We start from the raw sequence: 21,977 nt of genomic DNA on the forward strand, positions 1-21,977 counted from the left end.
CATTTTTTAAGTGGAGTTGTTGATCATGGCAGTTCGTTTTTTAGTCGTTCGTTGGTTTTATTTTGAAATCGTTACTGTATCGTTATTGATCTTGTATCTGAATTTTGTGGCGATAGACAGTGCTCTCAGTGCTTCTTCCAGCGATTCTTTGGTAAAATCTGCCTTAAACCGCCATTCGGCCACTTCTTCATCCGCGAATTCTATCTGCACATTATACCATCTTTCCATATTGCGGGCTATGTCGCGAAGTGATTCATTCTCAAATATCAGCCGGTTTTCTATCCAGGATGTTTCAATTACAGCGCTGTCAATTTCTGCGTAACGGATTTCACCGATTGCCACCTTAGGTACATTTTTGCCGCTTACAGCAATTGGCTTAAGTGAGCGGGATCCGGATCTTTCTTCGTCCATTACCACCAGTTTTTCCTTTGGCTTCAGGATGATCTTTTCGCTCGGCCTGCTTTTGATACTAACTTCCAAACTGCCCCTGATCAGGCTGGTTTCAGTAGATTTTTCACCCGGATATGATTTCACGTTGAAAGCCGTGCCCAACACTTTAATATCGATGTTGTGGGCATGTATAAGGAAAGGTTTTTCTGCATTTTTTACCACGTCGAAATAGGCTTCACCTGTAAGGTTTACCTCTCTCGTATTTATACCAAAGTCTTTACTATAGGTAATCCTCGAGCCCGAATTAAGCCAAACCTGTGTTCCATCAGGAAGCATAAGTTTTGACCGGGAGCCATTGCGTGTAGATATCTCACTATTGACAACCGCAAGCTCTTTTTGGCTGCTCGGCAGTACCGGGTTAAAAAAATAAAGAAGGCCGGCAACTAATACAATTACAGCGGCTGACATCCATAACCAGTTACGGCGAAAAAAACCATGAGATATGTTTGATTCCAAATCGTCATTATTTTCCTCTACCCCTTCCAGAAGCCCCTGCGTTACCATTCGATCAATATGCCTTTCATAGGCAGCCGCGGCATCAGCGGAATTGGAACCCCCCTGCTGAAACCATATGTCTGATATGGTCTGGAGGGGATAATGATATTCGGGGTGTTGCCTCAACAACTCCTCCAGCTCGGCAGCCTCCTGTACGGAGCTCTCTCCCGATAATTTCTTGGCCACTAGCTCCCAGAGCCGGTCTGTAATCATGCTGGTTTGTTGTTGAGGGTAGTAAGACACCGATTCATACCTCTTACCCTTAAAGAATTCTTAAAAATATTTTTATTTCCCTCTTTGGGGGGCGGGAACTGCCTTTCGGATATCAAAGCGCACGGCTTCACCTATCCTTTTTAGAGCAATGGACATTTGGGTTTCCACGGTTTTGACCGAAAGCTTGAGTAATTCGGCCACTTCCCGGTATTTGAGCTCATCTTCTTTCACCAGTTTAAAGATCAGGCGGCAGCGAGGTGGCAGCTTCATGATAGCCTCCTGCACCATTTTCTTCATTTCCGCGGTTATCAGCATACGTTCCGGATCAAGGTGGACTGATTTGAGATCAACGGGGATCTCACTCAGGTCGGTCAGAAGCACTCTGTTTTGTCTTGACAGGAAATTATAGGCAGTATTTCGTGTAGCTGTATACAGGTAGAGTTTAAGACTGCTGATATTTTCCAGTCTTTTTCTTTTTTCCCAGATGATTATGAACACATCCGATACGATCTCTTCAGCTGATTGCTTAGAGCGGGTAAAGCCGAAGGCGAACTGGGTGAGGGGTGTATAAAATGCACTGAAGAGCTCGCGATAGGCCGCCTGGTCATCAAAACGCGCGATGCGTTCCTGCAAATATTGTATACGGCCAGGAGCAATCATGAGCAATCTGTAAATAAATGGATTGAGCTGGAAAATTACCGATAATGTTCAAGAATGATTATTTTTTTACCAGCTGCTCAGTTTAGGGCATGTTTTTATATTTTTGCACCCCGCCTTAGCGAAAACTTAGGCACCTCCACGGAGGGAAGGGCCCTTAGCTCAGTCGGTTAGAGCATCTGACTCATAATCAGAGGGTCGCTGGTTCGAGCCCGGCAGGGCCCACAAATAAAGGGGTTACGTTAATCGTAACCCCTTTTACTTTTATATGATCCTGTAAAACTTACTGGCTCACTTTGAACTCTACCCTGCGGTTCTGGGTCCTACCAGCAGCTGTTCCATTATCTGCCACGGGCTGATCCTGGCCATAGCCTATGGTCGTTAACCTATCATCAGCAATTCCTTTTTTCACGAGGTATGCTTTAACAGCAGCAGCACGCTTTTCACTGAGTGTCTGGTTAGATTCAGCCTTACCTGTATTATCAGTATGTCCTGCTATCTGCACTTTCAACTGCGGATATTGTTCATTAAGGATCCGTGCAGCCTTATCCAGTTCCTTACGACCTGTAGCGGTAAGATTTGCACTTCCGGTTACGAACTGAACAGCGTTGGCATTGAATTTAGAAGCTTCAAGGGTTGGGCAACCTCCGTTTTCTGCAGGACCTGCGAGGTCTGGACAACGATCTTCATCATCATTCACGCCATCATTGTCGCGATCAGTCGGAGGACATCCCTGGTAACGAACTAATCCAGCTTCATTCGGACACTTATCTTCTTCATCATTCACTCCATCCTTGTCAGAATCAGGAATTGGACAGCCATTGTATTTAGCAATACCGGGCACATCTATACATTTGTCCTCTTCATCATTCACGCCATCCTTATCTGTGTCCGGAATGGGGCAACCACCATATTTAGGCAAACCAGCTTCTGTAGGGCATTTGTCTTCTTCATCATTGATGCCATCTTTATCAGTATCAGGAATCGGGCATCCTTTGTAACGCTCTAATCCGGCAACACCTGGGCATTCATCATTCTTGTCGATAACACCATCGCCATCAGAATCTGCCGGAATGAGTTTACCAAATAGTTTGAGTTTTAGTCCAACCTGTATATTCTGGTTAAAGTATTCACCACCGGGATTAGCATTCCCCCTGTTATCAATATTTTTCAAACCATGGATATAACGGGCAAAAGGCGTAACCCTACCATGGGGAAATAATTCAGCACCTACGTTGAGGGCAATCCCCGACTTTTCAAGACTGTCTTTGGTATAACGGTTGTTATCATCATCTACCGAGGACACAAAATCGAATTGTGGGCCGGCAGTAAGGGCAAATTTATCGCCCAAATGAAACTTCAATAATACGGGAACTGAGAAATAACTCACTTTAGTATCTTTCAGAAAAGCAGCACCTGCATCAGTTTCGAACTTGAGGCTATTGTACATCAACTGTGGCTCAAAAGACACAACTTTACCCAGTGGGATATTCAGCCAGGCACCGGCGCCCCAGCCAAATTTTGAGTTATAGTCAAGATTGTCGTTATCCGATACACGGAGTTTAGCGAAATTGGCTGCACCTAACAGTCCACCACTAACGGTGTAATGCTCTTTCACAATTTTCTGTGAGAAGGCCATCTGTGCCGACAATACAGCGCAGGCCAACATGAATTTTTTCATGGGTTAAATTTTGAATGAATAATAGGAGGTCAAATGGGTTTATCAATATGTGTACCAGCCCACTTTAAATTTGTGACATGAGAAAAATATCAGCATTTGTCTTTACCAGCCTCAACGGTTACTACAAAGGAATTAATGAGGATATCAGCTGGCATAAGCATGGAGAGGAAGAAATGAAATTTTCTGAAGAAGGAGCAAATTCAGGCAGCACCCTGCTTTTCGGCCGGGTTACCTATGAAATGATGGCGGGTTTCTGGCCCAGTGCCATGGCTTTAGAGATGATGCCGGAAGTTGCTGCCGGGATGAATAGCTCAGAAAAAATCGTTTACTCGCGCACTCTCAAACAGGCCAACTGGAATAACACGAGAATTATCTGCGATGATATAATCAATGAAACAAAAAAGCTTAAAGAGATACCAGGGAAAGACATGACCATACTGGGAAGCGGAAGCATTGTTTCGCAGTTTGCGGAAGCGGGACTTATCGATGAATTACAGATCATGATCGATCCGGTTGCAATAGCAAAAGGAACAGCCCTTTTTGAAAATATAAACCAATCTCTCTCTTTCCAACTTGTTAGTACGCGGACTTTTAAAAGCGGTGTAATACTTCTTAACTATATCCCTCAATAAAATTCATACTGCAGAAAACTGTAATCATCTGGTAATTCTGCTATCGTAAGACCTACAGTAGCAACCCCTTTAAAATGCCCTGCCAGAGCGGGGAAAAGGCCCCTGTACACAACTTTGCCATCGTCTTATTTTTACATCACTCCTGATTAGCGCATCGTCTTGCTATTGCATTTTCGTAAACCTTAAATATGAATTAAAATGGAAGACAACAAATTGCTGTCAACAGCAAATGAAAATCTCCTGCGCGAGATCAGGAAAAACAAAGAACTATTCAGAACTGAACCAATGAAGATCTATCCATGGTGGTTCTGGCCTTGCACTGTGCGGGCTCTGCTGGTAACAGATGGGGGACTTGATTTTGGAACGGGCGATTTCGGCCTCTCCACTTTTGTCAGTATTCTACAGAATGATGGCAGGGGCTATGTTCGCTTTGAACTTACGCTTGCACATCGTTCGGCCTTTGCCTCTGATGCTCAGGTTCAGGCAGGCGCGGCGGGTATAAAGAGAAGTATCAAGGGATTCAAGTTTGATGATACCAATCATTTTAGCAGCAACATGTATGATGAAGTATTTCTGTTTGGCATCAATAGTGGAGCCCCCATACCCGACAGTGAACTCATCGCTATCAGCCAGTTTATGAACGGAGGAGGTGGAGTATTTGCCACCGGTGATCATGGCAGCCTGGGTAATGAACTATGTGGAAATATCACCAGGGTTCGGTCTATGCGCAACTGGAATAATAGCGCCGGTAATGTGGGGATGTCAGACGCTGCCCGTAATGATACCAACCGTCCGGGTCATGATGCCGGCTCCCAATTTGATGACCAGTCAGATGATGTTCCGCAACCCATTCAGCCAAAACTTTATTCAAGCAGATGGGGTGCATTCTGGAAGGAGACCTATCCACATCCACTCCTTTGCAGTCCCAATGGAAGAATAATGATACTGCCCGATCATCCGCATGAAGGCGAATGCATCGAACCATCGGATATTTCCCAAACCTATTTAGATGGCAGCCCCGAATACCCAATGGGTATACGTCCGGAAGTGATAGCATTTTCAACGGTACTTGCAGGCAGCAATGCAGGAGGAAGTAAAACCGCCACTAATGCCCAACGGTTTGGAGCGATATCTGCGTATGATGGTCACCGTGCGGATATCGGCAGGGTTGTAACTGATGCCACCTGGCACCATTTCGTGAATGTTAACCTGGTTGGTGAACTTGGCATTCCTGATTCAGAAATTAAGGGACTTGGATTTCTGGCCACTGCAGCAGGGCAGGCACACTTCGACCAGATCAAACATTACTATATCAATATTGGTGTGTGGATGGCAAGGAAAACTAACCATGCATGTTTCCGCAAGCGGACAATCTGGGACCTTGTTTATAACCACCGCGTGTTGGAAGCAACCATGATGGAACCTAACCTGCGTTTTGAAAAAATACATGCCTCTCTTATTTATGCCATTGGTACACATGCTACGGATGTGCTGGGCAAAAGAGCAAGTCATTGCCGTAAAATACAGTTCATACTGGATATTATCCGTTATCCACTTCCCGAACTCATTCCAACCATTGATCCATGGTTTCCTCAACCGGAAGAAATTCAGGATCCTGTGGTGCCATGGCTTGACCTTAATCCACTCTTTGCAATCGCCATTGGCAGTGGGCTACTTGCCGTAAGAGAGGAAATAGGAGCCAACCTTGAAAAAATGGATGAGAAGATAGCAGACAGAATGGAGCAAGTGTTTGATGAAGGAGTGAAACGAGGCGTTGATATTGCGAATGATTCCTTCCAGCGTAGTTTTAAAAACATCAGCCGATATATTAAATAAGGACGGATTGCAAATAGAAAAGGGTTCCGGAAATCCGGAACCCTTTCGTCATTCAACCTCACAATCAATAACTGTAAACCGTCTTCGTTTTAAAAGCAAATATTCCGGTTAAATAGGATTTGTAGCTTTTCACCAGCTCGATCGGGTAGCCATCAGCGTCATACTTATATTGAAAGTCATAGGCTACGAACTCAGGATAACTACCATGGTATGACTTCACCTCAACTGTTGCATTATGCCTTGACCTTGCAGGCAACATGATATCAGGCATGTTGATATGAATGAACGGATTGATATTGAAATCATACTGGTAAGTACCAACCTCACTGCTATGATTAGACGTAGTAGCCGCATCACTCATATTATTACCACCAATAAACCGCATGGTGTATGTCATGTCAATAGGACTGTTGCTGTAATCATATCGGGCCATTACATCATAGTTACCGGTTATACCTGTTCCGCCTGGCTGTGGGCTATACTGTACCTGTGCGCTTGTTTCAACACCCGCTTCTTTTTTCTTCATGGTTATTACCCGGCCTTCCGCATCATATGTAAACATATTCTCTGCTACTATTGAGTTGCTTTCGTTGTATCGAATGATACGGGCTGGTTTAGTGAGTCCGTTGTATTCAAACTTATCAGTCATATCTACATAAGTACTGTTGTCTGCTTTTTTGCGATAATGAACTATTTGAGAAATCCTGCCATCCGAAGCATACTCATAAGCCGCTTTGCTGATAGGTTTGAAGTTGCCATTGTCATACTGGAAAATATACTCAGCGCGTAGCTTTTTAGCTTCTCTGCTTCCGCCCATAGTATAAACAGTGCCTTCCTGTACATCAGCTTTCTCGAGTGTAAGTTCATCGCGGGTACCCCATTTGCTAATTGCAATCTGGAAACGGATGGCTGAACGTAACAAGGTCAGTTCGTTTTTGCCTGGATTGAATGTTCCGTGAACAACAGTTCCACCACCGTTAGCATCCCAGGTCATCAGGCGGTAAGAAACTGGTATGCTGTCATAAACCACATCACCGATCTTTATCAGGGGATGAACGATGATCTTCATGAAAGGATCAACCGGTATACTGCCCGGATTGAAAGATCCTTCGGGATAACCGAACATTGCTGGCTGGTCAGTTGGATTTACCTTTGAGAGTTCAAGTGTGATATCTGTCCGGGTATTTTTCACTGCCTGGAAACCACAAGGAAGCGGCTTGGTCACTTCATTGGCTTTGTGTGAATGGGCCATGGGACTAACAAACAACACTTTTTCGGCTGCATTCATGATCATTACACTGGTAACGCGGTAGTTATCGGCTTCCACAATAATAGAATCGGTGAGATAAGCACCATTGTGAGGAAGGGCGATTTTTTTAGCTGTCCAAACTGGTTGCTGCTGGCCATTAACCATGCTGATAACAGCAAATAATCCATTTACAGCGGATACTTCACCTGGCAATGATGCAACCTGGAAACGAATGGTTGTTTTTTGATTACCGCCGCCATTGCCACCATTTCCTCCACCTGGCATTGGTTTAACTACATCCTGCTTACTACATGCAGCAAGGAAAAGAATCATAAAAGAGAATAGAACAAGGTTTAACTGAAATAACTTTTTCATTTTTTAAATTTTTAAGGTTCAGGTTTGATAGAGGTAATACCCCGGGTGGAGAAAAAAGGGTTGGGTGCTGATCTAGTGATTAACAAATGTTTCGCAAATGCTTAAATTAAGGGCTGGAACACCATCATGAAATTCAAGCTCAAAGCGCAGAACCTGCTGGAAGCAATCGGAATGCTTTTCAACCTGGTACCTAGGCCTTTAATTGATACACAGGTAGCGTTTAATGCTGCCCGTGTAATCATGGCTGCCGCTAACACAGGTTTGTTTGAAGCGATGGGAAAAACAGGGAACACAGCAAAGGAACTTGCCGAAAAAACAGATACCAATGAAGCGGCAACTAAAAAATTGCTGCAATGCCTGGTGAGTATGAATTATGTGCGTTACAGGAACAATACCTATCAATTACGTCGTGGGTATTACAAATGGCTGCTGCCTGATTCTCCCACCAACCTGCTGGCTAAACTTAGATTCCAGCAAAAAGAATGGAACTGGATGGCTGGCCTGGAAAATTATATCAGGGAGGGAAAGATCATTGACATTCATTCAAATCTTACGGAGCAGGAATGGGCCGATTACCAGGGCGCGATGCGCGACCTCTCCTATACGCTTGCCCTGGAAACTGCAAAAAAGCTCACTTTGCCTGATGATGCCCGAAGCATGCTAGATATTGGTGGGGCGCATGGAGCTTATTCTATAGAACTTTGTAAGAAATATCCTCAACTGGAAGCAACCATTTTCGAATTACCTGGTGCCGTGCAGGCTGCCCGTGAAATTGGAATGCAATACCACGATGGTTCCCGCATCCATTACAAGGCAGGTAATGCCCTGGAGGATGATCTCGGGACAGGGGTATATGATATTGTTATGGCCAATAATCTTGTGCATCATTTCAATGTGGAAGAGAACCGGCGGCTTACAAAAAAAGTAGCAGCAGCATTAAAGCCGGGAGGAATCTTTGTTATCGGGGAGTTCATTCCGGAAGGCCAGCCGGCAAAGACAGATATGATCACTGCAACATCGGCACTATATTTTTCTATGACCAGTTCATCGGGTGCGTGGACGGTAGCGGAAATAACCGACTGGCAATCAGATGCCGGTCTGGAACCGTTAAAAACCAAAAGCCTCTACTCTATCCCCGGCTGGAAGTTATGCATTGCCCGGAAAGCTGCACCTTTGAAGCCCTAATCAGAAAAAATGGAAAGAGAAGCCTATATCATTGACGGGGTAAGATCACCCATTGGTAATTTTAAGGGAAGCCTTGCCGGTATAAGGGCCGACGACCTGGCCGCAACCATCTTAAGGAAGCTTACCGGGAGAAATCCCGCCATCCCTATGAGCGCAATAGATGATGTAATCCTTGGTTGTCATAACCAGGCCGGAGAAGATAACCGCAATGTGGCTCGGATGGCATTACTGCTTGCAGGCATACCCTATTCTGTGCCGGGAGAAACCGTTAACCGGCTCTGTGCTTCGGGAATGAGCGCAGTGGTGCAGGCAGCAAGGGCAATCAGGGCCGGAGATGGCGAGCTCTTTATAGCAGGTGGCATGGAGCATATGACGAGAAGTCCATGGGTTATTTCCAAGACATCCCAGCCATTTGGCAGCGATGCAAAAATGTATGATTCCAGTTTCGGGTGGCGTTTTGTAAACCCCGAGATGGAAAGGTTATATGGTATCGACCCTATGGGATTAACCGCCGAGAACCTGGCAGAGATATATAATATCAGTAGACAAGACCAGGATCGTTTCGCCTTCCTTTCTCAGCAGAAAGCTTCGAAAGCACAGGCTTCCGGACGGTTTGCAGAAGAGATCGCCCCTATTGAGATCGCTCAGAGAAAAGGCAGTACGCTGGTGGTTGACAAAGATGAGTTCCTCAGACCTGATACAACAGAAGAGGTGCTTGCTACTCTTAAGCCTGCATTCAAAAAAGATGGTACAGTTACCGCAGGAAATTCATCGGGACTGAACGACGGAGCCGCGGCCATGTATATTGCCTCAGATAAAGCGGTAAAAGAATATGGACTGGCACCGATGGCACGCATAGTAAGTTCAGCAGTGGTGGGTGTAGAACCCAGGATCATGGGAATCGGTCCGGTAGGTGCCACCAGGAAAGCACTGGAAAAAGCAAGCCTGCAGTTAAGTGATATGGATGTTATAGAAATCAATGAAGCCTTTGCTGCACAGAGTATAGCCTGCATACGTGAATTGGGGATGGCCGATGACGATGCCCGAATCAATATCAATGGCGGTGCAATTGCGCTTGGCCACCCTCTGGGAATGAGTGGAACGAGAATAATCCATACAGCGGCACTGGAGCTGAAGAAACAACAGAAAAGATATGCCCTGGCAACTATGTGTATAGGGCTGGGACAGGGATATGCCGTTATCCTGGAGCGGGTTTGAAAATAGAAAAATGTACAGATCATGAAGAGGTTCCTGCTTTCTCTTTTAATGATGCAAATACTTCATGCATCATTCGGCCAGTATGCTATCAGTGAAAACAAGCGCTATCTGCTTAAAGATGGCAAACCCTTTTTCTGGCTGGGTGATACTGCCTGGGAACTCTTCCACCGCCTTAACCGCGAAGAAGCGGATCAATACCTGAAACGCCGTGCCGAACAAGGCTTCACCGTTATACAGGCAGTGGTATTAGCCGAGTTGGATGGGCTAAGGGTACCTAACGCTTACGGTGTTCTTCCACTTCATAATGAGGATGCAGCCCAACCAAATGAAGCCTATTTCAAGCATGTTGACCATATAATAGACAAAGCAGCATCATATGGATTAACGGTGGCATTGCTACCCACATGGGGAGACAAGCTTTTCAAAGACAGCTGGGGCAAGGGACCGGAAATTTTTACAGAAGAGAAGGCTGCCATCTATGGAAAATGGATTGGTAAACGCTATCGCGACAAGAAGAATATTATTTGGGTGATGGGTGGTGATCGAAATCCCAGGAATGAATCAGATATGGCGGTATGGCGCAGCATGGCTAAAGCAGTAATTGAAGGTGTTGGGGATGCACAAAAGACATTGCTTACTTTTCATCCCCAACCCAGTGCTTTGGGGTCGGCCACCTGGTTTGCCAAGGATGACTGGATAAGTTTCCATATGTTCCAGATCGGGCATTGCCGCGATATTGCCAGCTATGATTTGATCCGCAAGGTATATGACATGGTGCCCGATAAACCTGTGATGGATGGCGAGCCTATTTATGAAGATCATCCCGTTTGTTTCAACGCTAAAGATCTGGGCACTTCAAATGCATATGATGTTCGTAAAGCTGCGTGGATCGATTTGTTTGCCGGATCACATGGACATACCTATGGATGCCATGGAGTATGGCAATTCTACTCAGAAAAAACAGAGGGTATCAATGGACCGCATTTTTTCTGGAAGGAGGCACTTGAACTTCCCGGTGCTAACCAGATGAAATATGTTCGCAAGCTTATGGAGTCATTCTCCATTATCGACCGGGTACCCGATCAATCAATTCTTTTGGAACCGGCTACCCCGCCGTCAGAAAGAATTCAAGCTACCCGGGGAAAGGATTATGCCTTTATCTATACAGCTGCCGGAAAATCTTTTACCGTGGATGCGGGCAAACTAAACGCCACTCAATTGAAGGCCAGCTGGTATGATCCACGGAATGGCGAAAGCAAACCAATCGGCAACTTCGGGAAGCAGCTTCCGCTCCTATTTCATCCGCCAACAGCGGGCTATGGACAAGATTGGGTACTGGTGTTGGATGGCCGGAACTAACTCCACAGGCATTTTTGCACAGCTATACGATAATATACCTGGTTTTCGTTTTCAGAACATGCGTTCAATCTTATTCTTTCTTTTTATAGTTGGTTACTTACCTGTGCTGCGAGGCCAGCAGTCACAAGCTGGCCGGCAACCACAGGTTGACGAAACACTAGCCTCACTAAAAGCAGAACTTTTTGGGAAGGATACTGCCCAATACAATGGAAAAGGGATTCACGACCTTCGGTTGTCCAAAACCGGTACTTTAAGTTTATGGTTTGACAAATCGGGGAAAGAGAAAGATTCCATAACCTTACTAACCCTTCGTTCATATACAACCGACAGCGCAGGCAATCATCTACTTTATGGCATCAAGCCAATGGATAAGGAAGTGGAACTCTATCTCGATGGTCCACATGAAATGATGGAGACCGATGCTGATGGAAAGATCACTTTAAAATCTTTCATAAATGTTGGCACATTCCGTTTCACAACTGCTGAACGGGCACTTGCCTTTGCAGATGCTTTGGTAGCGTTGCGAAAAAAAATCTCCCCTTATAGGGGCAATCCCCGCAATAAATGGGGACAATGATCCATTGCCTGCAAAGGAAGTACCCACAATTGGTATATTTGGGAATATCATCTTTACATGAGAACCATCAAAACCGGCCTCTGCTCCTATGGCATGAGCGGCAAATTATTTCATGCCCCCTTTATTGACAGTCATCCCGGCTTCGAATTAACGGCTATCGTTGAGCGAAGCAAGAATGAATCGCGCGAGCGCTATCCCGTTTCAAAATGTTACCGCTCCTTTGAGGAGCTGCTGGCCGATACAAGTATTGAACTTATTGTGGTAAATACCCCTGTGCAGACCCATTATGAAATGGTTAAAGCAGCGCTGCAGGCAGGAAAGCATGTGGTAGTAGAGAAGCCATTCACGGTAACTGCCAGTGAGGCTGAGGCTCTTGAGGCAATTGCCGGGGAAGCAAATCGTATGCTGATTGTTTACCAGAACCGGCGTTATGATGGTGATTTCAGGGCCATCAAAAAAGTGGTGGACGATAAAATGCTGGGAGATCTCCGCGAAGTGGAGTTTCGTTATGATCGCTACCGGACAGTAAGCAGTGGAAAGGAACATAAGGAGGGATCATTGCCCGGTGCGGGTACGTTGCATGATCTTGGGGCGCACCTTATTGACCAGAGCCTTCAGTTATTCGGATGGCCGCAATCGGTATTTGCAGACCTGATGATTACCAGGGAAGGCGTAGGTGCGAATGATTATTTTGAAGTGTTGTTATATTATCCCCGGATGCGTGTTCGGCTAAAGGGAACCGTAGTTGCCCGTGTAACAACTCCAGCCTTTGTGCTGCATGGAATGGACGGCACATTTTTACAGGAAAGATCAGACCAGCAGGAGCAGAAACTACTGGAAGGAGCAATACCAACTATTAGTGCCTGGTGCCCGGCAACTAAGGAACCCGACGGATATATCCATACAAGCTACCAGGGAGAGGAGATCAAAAAACAAACCCGCTCAGAGCCCGGTAACTATATGGGTTTTTATGATGATGTATATAAGTGCCTGGTGGACGGGGCCGTAAACCCGGTACCAGCATCTGAAGCAATAAGAACCATGCGGGTGATTGATGCTGCGATGGAGAGTTTCCATGAAAAGAAGGTCATCCCCCTGGTATAGCCCTTCTAATTCTTGTTCCCTAGAACATAAAAGACCCTATTTTTGCGGTCGCCGCCGCGGGCGGTGATTTTTATTAACATTAACAGGAGCCCGGCTACAGCAATGAGACGGGACCTCTAGATTTGTTCTTTATCAACTAATATGAGAAAATTTTTTGTTGCCCTCATGGCATTGGTATGTAGCCTGGGAGCTTTTGCGCAGACAGATTCCACCGGTAAGAAATCAAAAAAAGACTGGAGTAAAGTGAACCTTGCCGGCCGGGCCAATGATCATTTTATGATCCAGGTTGGGTATGATGGCTGGGCCAATAAACCGGATTCTATTGTAACAACCGGAATAGGTCGCCACCTGAATGTTTATTTCATGCTTGATTTTCCTTTCAAGACCGATCCCCGTTTCAGCGTTGGACTGGGTGCTGGAATAGGAAGCAGCAATATCTTTTTTGACAAGATGGAAGTAAAGATCGCGGGAACTACGCCAACGATGGAGTTCAGGAATGTTGCCGATACCAATCATTTCAAAAAATACAAGCTGGCCAATGTTTGGGCAGAGATCCCCGTGGAGCTTCGTTTTGTTGCCAACCCTGAAAATAGCAACCGCAGTTGGAAATTTGCAATGGGAGCCAAGATAGGAACCATGCTCAATGCTCATACCAAGGGCAAGAACCTGCAGACAAAATCGGGCAGCTCCATTAACCAATATACTTTCAAGGAAAGTACCAAGCGCTATTTCAATACGACACGTCTATCCGCTATGGCGCGCGTTGGATATGGCAATCTTACATTGCATGGCGCTTACCAGATCACAACACTTATAAAAGAAAACCAGGGACCGCAGGTGCGCCCGTACAGCATCGGACTCACTATCAGCGGACTTTAATAAAACCGGTCAACATATTCAGAAGCGGGCTTAATGGCCCGCTTTTTTTATAGTATTTTTGTCAACTTAATCAAATCTCATTGATAGAAAAATCACAGATACTTACAGACGAAAAGGCAGTACTTGTTGGCGTTGTACAGAAAGACCAGAATGAGCAACAGGTAAAAGAGTACCTCGACGAGCTGGCTTTTCTGGCGGAAACAGCCGGGGCGGTCACCCACCGCAAATTCATGCAGAAGCTAAGCCATCCCGATAGCAAAACTTTTGTAGGCAAGGGTAAACTGGAAGAGATCAAAGAATACATCACACGCCATGAGATCAACCTCGTGATATTTGATGATGAGCTAACCGGCTCTCAGATCCTTAATATTGAAAAGGCGCTTGGTGTGAAAACCATCGACCGATCTGATCTTATCCTCGATATTTTTGCCCGCCGTGCGCAGACAGCCCAGGCCAAGACCCAGGTTGAATTAGCGCAGTACCAATACATCTTACCCCGACTTAAAGGAATGTGGAAGCACCTGGAAAGACAGGGAGGTGGAATCGGATCAAGGGGACCAGGGGAAACGGAGATTGAAACCGACCGTCGTATTGTTAAGGAAAAGATCGCCCTCCTCCGAAGGAGACTTGCCGAAATCGATAAGCAGTCATTTACGCAACGTAAGGACCGTGGAGAATTTATCAGGGTTGCCCTTGTTGGATATACCAACGTGGGTAAAAGCACCATCATGAACCTGCTGGCCAAAAGTGAGGTTTTTGCTGAGAATAAACTATTCGCCACCCTCGACACCACAACGAGAAAGGTTGTTTTTGATACCACTCCGTTTTTATTGAGTGATACGGTGGGATTCATCCGGAAATTACCGCATCACCTCGTGGAGAGTTTTAAAAGCACATTGGATGAAGTACGTGAAGCGGATATTCTTTTGCATGTGGTTGACCTAAGTCACCCGCAGTATGAGGACCAGTTCAATGTGGTGAATAAAACCTTGCAGGAACTTAAGGTTACGGAGAAACCCATGATCACCATCTTCAATAAGCTGGATCAATATGAAAAAAACACATTTGATGAATGGCTGGAGCCCGATGTCAGAAACCAGATTTTGGAAGAGCTGAGAGAACGGTGGGAGAATGTGACACTTGGCAACTGCGTATTTATATCTGCCCTGGAACGCCGTAACCTGGAAGGGTTGAGGGCAACCATCCTGAACAGGGTTCGTAAACTCTACCGCGAACGCTATCCTTACAAAACGGAATTTTTCTGGTCAGATGAGCTATAAGAAATACAAATGGCATAAGCTGGCAGAGAGTGTGGAGGAGTTGGATTTCGCTGCAAATAACATTGCAGTGGCATCACTCAATGGAAAGACAATTTGTGTGGGTAAACACCAGGAACGCCTGTTTGCCTTCGCAAATAAATGCCCACATGCCAGTGGGCTTTTATCTTCGGGTTTTATAGATGCGCTGGGGAATGTAGTTTGTCCGTTGCACAGGTATAAATTCTGCATGGAAAACGGGCGCAATGTTTCGGGTGAAGGTTATTACCTGAAACACTGGCCCGTAGAGATTAGGGAAGAAGGTATATATATAGGGATGGAAGAAAAAGGTTTGTTCGGAATATTCTGATAATGATCAATCATAGGCGAGGTCTTCATCCTTACGGCTATATGCGTTTGGCTGATTTTTCTGAAGACTCTCTTCCATATCCCACTGCGCAAATCCGCCCATTGCAGGATCGCTTCCGATATGGCGGTTTTCCAGTCCCGGCCTGTTCCTATCAGGATTAGCTATACCATAGCCCATTTTCGCAGCTTCAACCTGGTCATAGATACCGCGGTGCCCATATTGGTTGGTATTTGTTGGGGGTACCGGTTCCTGTCTTTTCGTATCAATGACACGGAAATTTTTCAGGGCTTTTGAACCTGGTTTGAAATTTTTCATGGCGGCTGTTTTAAGGATGGAAAAAAGATGCAATCGTTTAATAATTTACTACAAATTTCTTGCCTGAACTAAACAAAAATACGATCAGTTCCAACGAACTGATCGTACTGTTTTTAGGCAAGCAAAGTTTTTACCATTCGTTATCCCGGCGTGTTCTTCTGCCGGCATAACCGTAGCCACTGCCGCGTGATTCGCGATAATTGCTATCCCAGGAAGACCTTGTATTTTCATATGGATCAGTGCTGCGTCCGCGGCCGAAATTACGGCTTGTCATGCGGGCGAGGTTATCAGCTGATTCTGGATTATTACGGGATCTGTTGCGGTCATCTGACTGATGATCGCGGCCATACTGATTCTGGCGATCTGAACGCCATTGATTATCATAGCGGTCTGATCTTTCGTTACGCTCATCACTGAAACGGCTGTAGTTGTTACGATCATAGTCATTACGGCCATAATCATTCCGATGACGATCATAATCATTACGGTCGAAGTCATTGCGACCATAGTCATTGCGATAGCTTCGCTCATCTACATCTTCATCATCATTTCTGTAACGCTGAGAACTGTTGCGGAAGTCATTATCGTCTTCAAATCCGCGGTCATATTCTGAATAGTACCGGTTGTCGCCGGAGCGGCCTTCATACCGGTCATTATAACGCTGCCTGTCCTGATCACGGGAGCCATAGTCCCGTCTGTCTGATCTGTTTCGCATAGTTAATAATTTTATGGTTAAAGAATAACCTAAAGCAACAATTCCGGTGCCAGCAAAAATTGGCTGTTGAGGAGAAAATATGCGCGCAATAATGTAGAGAAATGCCAACCAAATGGGGGCGAAAATCAACCATTTAGATAATGTGGATAAAACGCGACGTTCAAGATAAGATAACGTCCATTTCATATTAAGCTAATACATAGAAGACACCTTAGCAGAATAGAATATTATTATGGGCTTCACTGAATGGTTGCTGGGTGCAGACAAATCCCTGTTCTTATGGATTCAGGAAACAAGTGCTTCTCCCTTTACAGATTCTATAATGTTAACCCTGCGGAATGCGAAAACATGGTTGCCTTTATATGCTGTTTTTCTTTACTGGGCAATCCGTTATGCCCGACCATATGCGCTTGTTTTTATTCTTTTAACTGTTGCTTGTGTAGGATTGGCGGATTATTCATCGGCCTCCATGCTAAAGCCTTTGTTTGGTCGTGAGCGGCCATGTTATGAGCCATCGCTGGATGGGATGGTGCGGGTACTGGCAGGATGTGGAGGACATTTCAGTTTTCCATCCTCCCATGCAAGCAATCATTTTGCCCTGGCCAGTTTCTGGTATTGGGCGATCTGGCTGATAAAAGGCAAACGATGGAGCTGGTTATTTTTATGGGCTTTCATGATAGGGTATGCACAGGTATATGTGGGCAAGCATTACCCGCTGGACATTATTGGAGGTGCTATCCTGGGCATATTCATTGGCACTGCGGCCGCCAAACTGTTTGAGTGGTGGATAGCGCAAAGAAAGCGTGACAATGCCTATGCGGCATCTTATGATTGACAGTAGAATGTTATATGATTGAGCTGAATAGTGCCAGCTTTTAAAATAAGGCAGTAAAAATTTTGTCCGATTGCAAAAATGCCTATTTTTGCACTCCCCAAAAGGGAACTCTGCAGGCAACTGTGGAGCTGGTCATTCCTCCTTAGCTCAGTTGGTTAGAGCATCTGACTGTTAATCAGAGGGTCGCTGGTTCAAGTCCAGCAGGGGGAGCTTCAATAAAGGCAAAAATCCTTGCAGATATTACGTTCTGCGAGGATTTTTTCTTTTTGGCAACTCCTGGTCACTGGAATATAACGCTGATCTGCAGCCGAACCAATCCACTCACAAAACCTGCACCAGGGTTAGGACAATATAAAACCAAAGCACACCGATCCAACTGATGGGATGGATGCGTTTCAGAGTACGCCAGTCGTACAGGAACAAACCCAGAAAAAGCGTATTCCAAATCAACACTTCCATCCATACAGTGCCCCAGAAACTGTCTATTCCGATCTTAGGCGCCACCCGGTCAAGCACTGGTCCCAATGTGTACAGCGTGCCCATATACAGGTAGCGCTTATGCTTCACGCCGTTCTTACGGTTTCGCCATGCCAGCCAGAGCAGCACTGCAAAAGTCACCGTGTAAAAGCGGTTTGCCTTTACATAAAACGGCATCACCGACCAGCCCTTGTACACTGCCACAAAAACATAAAATGTGCTGAGCACAACACCTACCCCGATCAGCATGCCCACAATACCCCATCGCATATGCGCCTTGTAATTACCCTGTCGGATAAAGCCCGACTGGATAACCAGCACCACGAACCAGGCCAGGAAAAACAGCCCGTGTATGATGAATTTGGGATCACTATTGCTCTCCTGCCCAAGATCGAAAAAAAGATTGTCGGAGAAGCCGATCACCGCTAACACCAGCATTGCCGTGCTGCCCCAGAAGAAATGGTTTTTGCGCCAGGCGCTGTACTTTTTCGTGCCCGCCTTCCCCCGTGGCAGAGATTGGGTGGTGGAGATGGTTTGCATGATCACTAAAATATGTAATTCCACCCGCCGCCGCAATACCACGAAAGGGGTATTCAATACTGTGGAAAAAAGAAAGCCGGGGTTGAAACCCCGGCTCGTTTAACCAAAACTAAATGCTCAATAAAAAGAAATCAATACTTCATAATTACTTTGTCGTAAACACATCGATCTCTGAAAGGAAAGTATGTGCGGTTGTTCCGGTCTGACTTTCGAGGGCAGTCAGTTTTAAATAGCGCCAGCCCTCCGACGGAGATAAGGGATATGTTTGGGCTGCATTGGTGATACCAAAATTAAATTCACCCAGAGATGTAAACGTCTGACCATCTCTGCTTCCTTCCAGTTTGAATTTTTTCATTCCCACACGATTTGGCGTGGCAGCCTGGCGGTTTGTAACAGCAACACTTACCATATATTGGTCTGCCTTCATATCAATTAAAACCCAATGCGGATACCCGGGTGTTGGTGATACAGAATAATCTGTATGCCAGTAGGTAGCATTATTGCCATCCAGCAAAGCTGAGGCTTTACCGGTATTTTCCCAACCATCAGGCGTTTCACTGTCGGCAGTTGCCGTCCATGATGATTTATCGGCCTTGATGGCAGTGCTGTTGTCTTTGAAAAGAACAGCTTCGGGTTTGCTACAACCTGCAATGGTCAGTAATCCGAATGCTATGCATAAATATGTTGTTTTCATATTCTTTTATTTTTTTGGTAATGTTTCAAGATTGATTACTGGTGCCTGCCCTTTAGCAGGCCTGGAAAATTGTTGATCCATCGTTACAGCGGGAGAAAAGAAACCGCCGTTTCGCAGAAAAAACCCTTCATTGGAACTGAGCCCGCCTGCATAATCAAAACGTTGCTTATTGCGTGCAGTAGCATCTGCGGTAAATCGGGCTGAAGTGATCTCCGTCCAGGCACCTGAATGCGGGAGTATCCATTGCTGATGAAAATTTACTTTCCTTTCCATCCATCCGTTTTCATCATAAAAATTCTCAAGGAAGGAATGATTGCCCGTTAGATAGGTGTTTGTATTAGGTCGTTTCCAGGTTGCAATAAAAGTCCATTTGTTCAATTCGGGGGCGTAAAACCATGCACTGAATAGTGTATTGCCCGCGCCATCGGGCCGGCCCCGGGTAAGGAAACGATATGTAGTACCAGCTTTCCAGTCATAAACGAGATAGCTCTGACCCCCTGTTCCTTCTCCACCAAAACGCTGTACCACCACATTTTCGCCCTGTTCAATGGCCTGCGTTGTTCCTTGTCCAACTGCAGGATCCCAAACAGAAAATAAAACCCAGCGGTCATTGGCTCTCGACTGGATGCCAAAGTAGCCACCCGAAAAACCATTGCTCATAAAAAATGAACCGGGTTTGTCTTCTCCAACCGGAACTGTAAGCTCATTGTAAAACCATTCCACCTGGGTTTCAGTGGGAATCGAATAGGTCATATGAACAGAAGGGCCTCGTCTCGACCAGTAAAAATTCTCGGGATCATTGGCGAATTTTACCTGCGTTGCAGCGGCGCCATGCACTACGATATCGGATACCTCTGCAAATTCTGCTCCTGTTTTCTGAATACCCCGCAACGTCAGTTTCAGATAACCAGGTTGGGTCAGTTGCACTGATCCAATATTGATCACTTTTACAGTCGTATTCGTCAATTCCTTTCGAAAGGTTTTGTCGCCTATACCTATCTCTATGGTACTGCTACCTGAAAGAACTCTGCCTTTAATTGCAATTGAAACTTCACCTGGTTTCTCTACAAGAAAATAAACTGCACAAACGGTAGAGGCATTTGTCCAGCCCACCAGGCCCGTAGCTTCAATTTTCTCTGTTGCACCAACAGGCTTTTCTACCAGATAAGCATTTCCACCAAGTGGAATATTGGTACCCGTAATTACGGGTTCCGGGGTTAGTATATTATCGCCACCCGTTGAAGATTTACCACAGGCAAGGGCAGATAAGAAAAGTCCCCAACCCATGATTTGTTTTATTAGTAGCATCGACATAATTTTTAAAATGAACGCTTAAGGATTTTGAGAGAGCGCCGGGTTCTTATCAATTTCGCTTTGCGGAATATAGAATATAACCCGGTTGTCAGCAGCAGGGATCGTCTGGTTTACGTTACCACCTACCACATGCGATCCAGGATAATTCCGGATCATAGACCGATTGTTACGGAATAGATCATACACACGATGGCCTTCAAAAGCGAGCTCCAGCCAACGTTCTTCCAATACAATATCAAGAATTGATTTATTCATCACCGTTAGGTCGGCTTCTGTATAAGGTGCAACGCCTGCACGGGAACGAATCAGGTTTACATCTTCCAGTGCTGCTGCAGTATTACCCAGTTTCGCATTGGCTTCGGCGCGATTCAGATATAATTCAGCGAGACGGATATATACAGGTGAGCTTAGGTTAACGATCCCTTCCTGCAAACTATATTTATTGATATAATGCATGGGAGTATTGGGTGTCAGTTTAGTATTCATTTGCTGAACACCGTTTACCGTATAACTGGAAATAAAGGAAAGCCTGCGATCGCCAGGTTGTTGCTTCAGGAAATTCACATATTTTTCAGAGGCATAAATTTCACCCCATCCGCTGAATGCCTGGTTTTGCGCATTGCCGCTGGCATCTCCACTGAAGTACATGGAGCCAATTGCAGAATATCCACGATCTTCTGTCTTGATATGGCGGATGCAGAAAATTGTTTCCTTATTTCCATCCGGTGCATTTCTGAAATAATTAGAATACTCAGCGCCCTGCAATAACTGGTAGCGACCGGTGGCAGCCGTTCCGGGAATATCATTTCCAATTACGAGGTTCGCATACTCAATTGCTTTGGCATCATCTTCCATATAGAGATAAACCCGCGATAATAAAGCATAAGCAACTTCCCTTGAGGCAAATGAATTTGATTTTGGCTGTGTCATAAATTCAGCCGCCCTGAGGAGGTCAGTTATTACAAATTCATACACTTCTTTTACCGTGCTTCTGGGCACTGTCAGCTTTTCCTCTTCTGTTAACCCATCTTTCAGGATAGGCACACCGGCATCAAGTCCGCTTCCCTGCGAATAGGGACGTCCAAAAATGCGCACCAGGTTGAAATGCATCATCGCCCTGATAAACAGATTTTCTCCTTTTAATTGCAGCAGATCAGGAGTTGCATTATCTGGTATTACTTCAATGATCCTGTTTGCTGCACCTGCTGCCTTATAAGCCTGCGACCAGAACAATTGAGGGTGCGAAGAAGTAACCAGGTGTGTATAACGATATGCTCTGGTCAGATCGTCGGAAGAGTTTTGTCCCTGTGCAATTTCATCACTGGGATATTCCATTAAAAAGTGGCCGCTCCGAACGTAGCCTTCGTTTTTGAATAAGGCATATGTACCTATGGTTGCGGTTTCAATATCACCCGCATTAGAGAGAGCGGAATTTTCATCAATTGCCGTTGAGGGCAGATACGTTTTTCTACAGGAACCCAGGCTGGTCACCAGAACAACAGCAAGCAGTGATGCAGATATAAATGATTGTTTCATGTTTCAATATTTTCA

At 45.4% G+C, this 21,977-nt stretch carries 21 protein-coding genes and 2 tRNA genes; 13 read left to right on the forward strand and 10 right to left on the reverse strand.

Going from position 1 to position 21,977, the window contains the following annotated elements; all coding sequences use genetic code 11:
* Positions 1–57: 57 nt before the first annotated feature.
* Both V6M43_RS06460 and V6M43_RS06465 read right to left on the reverse strand, forming a co-directional pair.
* Positions 58–1,158, reverse strand: a complete 1,101-nt coding sequence (locus tag V6M43_RS06460) for a FecR family protein (RefSeq protein WP_332733468.1) — start codon at positions 1,156–1,158, stop codon at positions 58–60.
* 72 nt (positions 1,159–1,230) lie between these two features.
* Positions 1,231–1,818, reverse strand: coding sequence for an RNA polymerase sigma-70 factor (locus tag V6M43_RS06465; RefSeq protein ID WP_332733470.1), 588 nt, complete (start codon positions 1,816–1,818; stop codon positions 1,231–1,233).
* 148 nt (positions 1,819–1,966) lie between these two features.
* Between V6M43_RS06465 and V6M43_RS06470 the strand changes: the two genes are divergently transcribed.
* Positions 1,967–2,040: transfer RNA gene (locus tag V6M43_RS06470), tRNA-Ile, on the forward strand.
* A gap of 58 nt (positions 2,041–2,098) precedes the next feature.
* On the opposite strand, the gene V6M43_RS06475 is transcribed toward V6M43_RS06470, so the two are convergent.
* Positions 2,099–3,496, reverse strand: a complete 1,398-nt coding sequence (locus tag V6M43_RS06475) for an OmpA family protein (protein ID WP_332733472.1) — start codon at positions 3,494–3,496, stop codon at positions 2,099–2,101.
* A gap of 77 nt (positions 3,497–3,573) precedes the next feature.
* Here V6M43_RS06475 and V6M43_RS06480 point away from each other — a divergent pair, with 77 nt between their 5' ends.
* Entirely contained in the window at positions 3,574–4,128 is a 555-nt protein-coding gene (locus V6M43_RS06480) for a dihydrofolate reductase family protein (protein ID WP_332733474.1), read from the forward strand.
* 198 nt (positions 4,129–4,326) lie between these two features.
* Positions 4,327–5,964 (forward strand): hypothetical protein, encoded by a 1,638-nt coding sequence (locus tag V6M43_RS06485; RefSeq protein ID WP_332733475.1) that lies wholly within the window; start codon positions 4,327–4,329, stop codon positions 5,962–5,964.
* Between the two features lie 64 nt (positions 5,965–6,028).
* Here V6M43_RS06485 and V6M43_RS06490 read toward each other — a convergent pair whose 3' ends face one another.
* Positions 6,029–7,588, reverse strand: coding sequence for a hypothetical protein (locus V6M43_RS06490; RefSeq protein ID WP_332733477.1), 1,560 nt, complete (start codon positions 7,586–7,588; stop codon positions 6,029–6,031).
* A gap of 126 nt (positions 7,589–7,714) precedes the next feature.
* Here V6M43_RS06490 and V6M43_RS06495 point away from each other — a divergent pair, with 126 nt between their 5' ends.
* The 8 genes from V6M43_RS06495 (at position 7,715) to V6M43_RS06530 (ending at position 15,536) form a co-directional block, all read left to right on the forward strand.
* Positions 7,715–8,773, forward strand: coding sequence for a class I SAM-dependent methyltransferase (locus V6M43_RS06495; protein WP_332733479.1), 1,059 nt, complete (start codon positions 7,715–7,717; stop codon positions 8,771–8,773).
* A gap of 9 nt (positions 8,774–8,782) precedes the next feature.
* On the forward strand, positions 8,783–9,991 hold the full coding sequence (gene pcaF, locus V6M43_RS06500) for a 3-oxoadipyl-CoA thiolase (protein ID WP_332733481.1): 1,209 nt from the start codon (positions 8,783–8,785) through the stop codon (positions 9,989–9,991).
* A 21-nt stretch (positions 9,992–10,012) separates the two neighbouring features.
* Positions 10,013–11,350, forward strand: a complete 1,338-nt coding sequence (locus V6M43_RS06505) for a glycoside hydrolase family 140 protein (RefSeq protein ID WP_332733483.1) — start codon at positions 10,013–10,015, stop codon at positions 11,348–11,350.
* Positions 11,310–11,927 (forward strand): hypothetical protein, encoded by a 618-nt coding sequence (locus tag V6M43_RS06510; protein WP_332733484.1) that lies wholly within the window; start codon positions 11,310–11,312, stop codon positions 11,925–11,927. Before V6M43_RS06505 ends, V6M43_RS06510 begins: the two co-directional genes overlap by 41 nt.
* Before the next feature lie 57 nt (positions 11,928–11,984).
* Positions 11,985–13,031, forward strand: coding sequence for a Gfo/Idh/MocA family oxidoreductase (locus V6M43_RS06515; protein WP_332733486.1), 1,047 nt, complete (start codon positions 11,985–11,987; stop codon positions 13,029–13,031).
* A gap of 141 nt (positions 13,032–13,172) precedes the next feature.
* Positions 13,173–13,910 carry an outer membrane beta-barrel protein gene (locus V6M43_RS06520; RefSeq protein ID WP_332733488.1) on the forward strand — a complete coding sequence of 246 codons (738 nt, stop codon included), beginning with the start codon at positions 13,173–13,175 and terminating at the stop codon, positions 13,908–13,910.
* Between the two features lie 80 nt (positions 13,911–13,990).
* Positions 13,991–15,190, forward strand: coding sequence for a GTPase HflX (hflX, locus tag V6M43_RS06525; protein ID WP_332733490.1), 1,200 nt, complete (start codon positions 13,991–13,993; stop codon positions 15,188–15,190).
* Entirely contained in the window at positions 15,180–15,536 is a 357-nt protein-coding gene (locus V6M43_RS06530; RefSeq protein ID WP_332733492.1) for a Rieske (2Fe-2S) protein, read from the forward strand. The genes hflX and V6M43_RS06530 overlap by 11 nt, the downstream gene beginning before the upstream one ends.
* Positions 15,537–15,542: 6 nt before the next feature.
* Here V6M43_RS06530 and V6M43_RS06535 read toward each other — a convergent pair whose 3' ends face one another.
* Both V6M43_RS06535 and V6M43_RS06540 read right to left on the reverse strand, forming a co-directional pair.
* Positions 15,543–15,851, reverse strand: a complete 309-nt coding sequence (locus V6M43_RS06535) for a hypothetical protein (protein ID WP_332733494.1) — start codon at positions 15,849–15,851, stop codon at positions 15,543–15,545.
* A 130-nt stretch (positions 15,852–15,981) separates the two neighbouring features.
* Entirely contained in the window at positions 15,982–16,566 is a 585-nt protein-coding gene (locus V6M43_RS06540; RefSeq protein ID WP_332733496.1) for a hypothetical protein, read from the reverse strand.
* A gap of 232 nt (positions 16,567–16,798) precedes the next feature.
* Here V6M43_RS06540 and V6M43_RS06545 point away from each other — a divergent pair, with 232 nt between their 5' ends.
* The gene (locus tag V6M43_RS06545; protein ID WP_332733498.1) at positions 16,799–17,401 is read left to right on the forward strand and encodes a phosphatase PAP2 family protein; all 603 of its coding nucleotides are present in this window, start codon (positions 16,799–16,801) and stop codon (positions 17,399–17,401) included.
* Positions 17,402–17,537: 136 nt separating this feature from the next.
* Positions 17,538–17,611 (forward strand) — tRNA-Asn (locus V6M43_RS06550).
* A gap of 111 nt (positions 17,612–17,722) precedes the next feature.
* On the opposite strand, the gene V6M43_RS06555 is transcribed toward V6M43_RS06550, so the two are convergent.
* The 4 genes from V6M43_RS06555 to V6M43_RS06570 form a co-directional block, all read right to left on the reverse strand.
* Positions 17,723–18,475, reverse strand: a complete 753-nt coding sequence (locus V6M43_RS06555; protein WP_332733499.1) for a hypothetical protein — start codon at positions 18,473–18,475, stop codon at positions 17,723–17,725.
* Between the two features lie 88 nt (positions 18,476–18,563).
* Positions 18,564–19,112 (reverse strand): discoidin domain-containing protein, encoded by a 549-nt coding sequence (locus V6M43_RS06560; RefSeq protein WP_332733500.1) that lies wholly within the window; start codon positions 19,110–19,112, stop codon positions 18,564–18,566.
* 6 nt (positions 19,113–19,118) lie between these two features.
* Positions 19,119–20,420 (reverse strand): DUF3472 domain-containing protein, encoded by a 1,302-nt coding sequence (locus tag V6M43_RS06565; protein ID WP_332733502.1) that lies wholly within the window; start codon positions 20,418–20,420, stop codon positions 19,119–19,121.
* A 24-nt stretch (positions 20,421–20,444) separates the two neighbouring features.
* Positions 20,445–21,962 (reverse strand): RagB/SusD family nutrient uptake outer membrane protein, encoded by a 1,518-nt coding sequence (locus V6M43_RS06570; protein ID WP_332733504.1) that lies wholly within the window; start codon positions 21,960–21,962, stop codon positions 20,445–20,447.
* Positions 21,963–21,977 lie beyond the last annotated feature (15 nt).

The organism is Flavihumibacter sp. (assembly GCF_036676075.1).
In the GTDB taxonomy this organism is placed as follows: domain Bacteria; phylum Bacteroidota; class Bacteroidia; order Chitinophagales; family Chitinophagaceae; genus Flavihumibacter.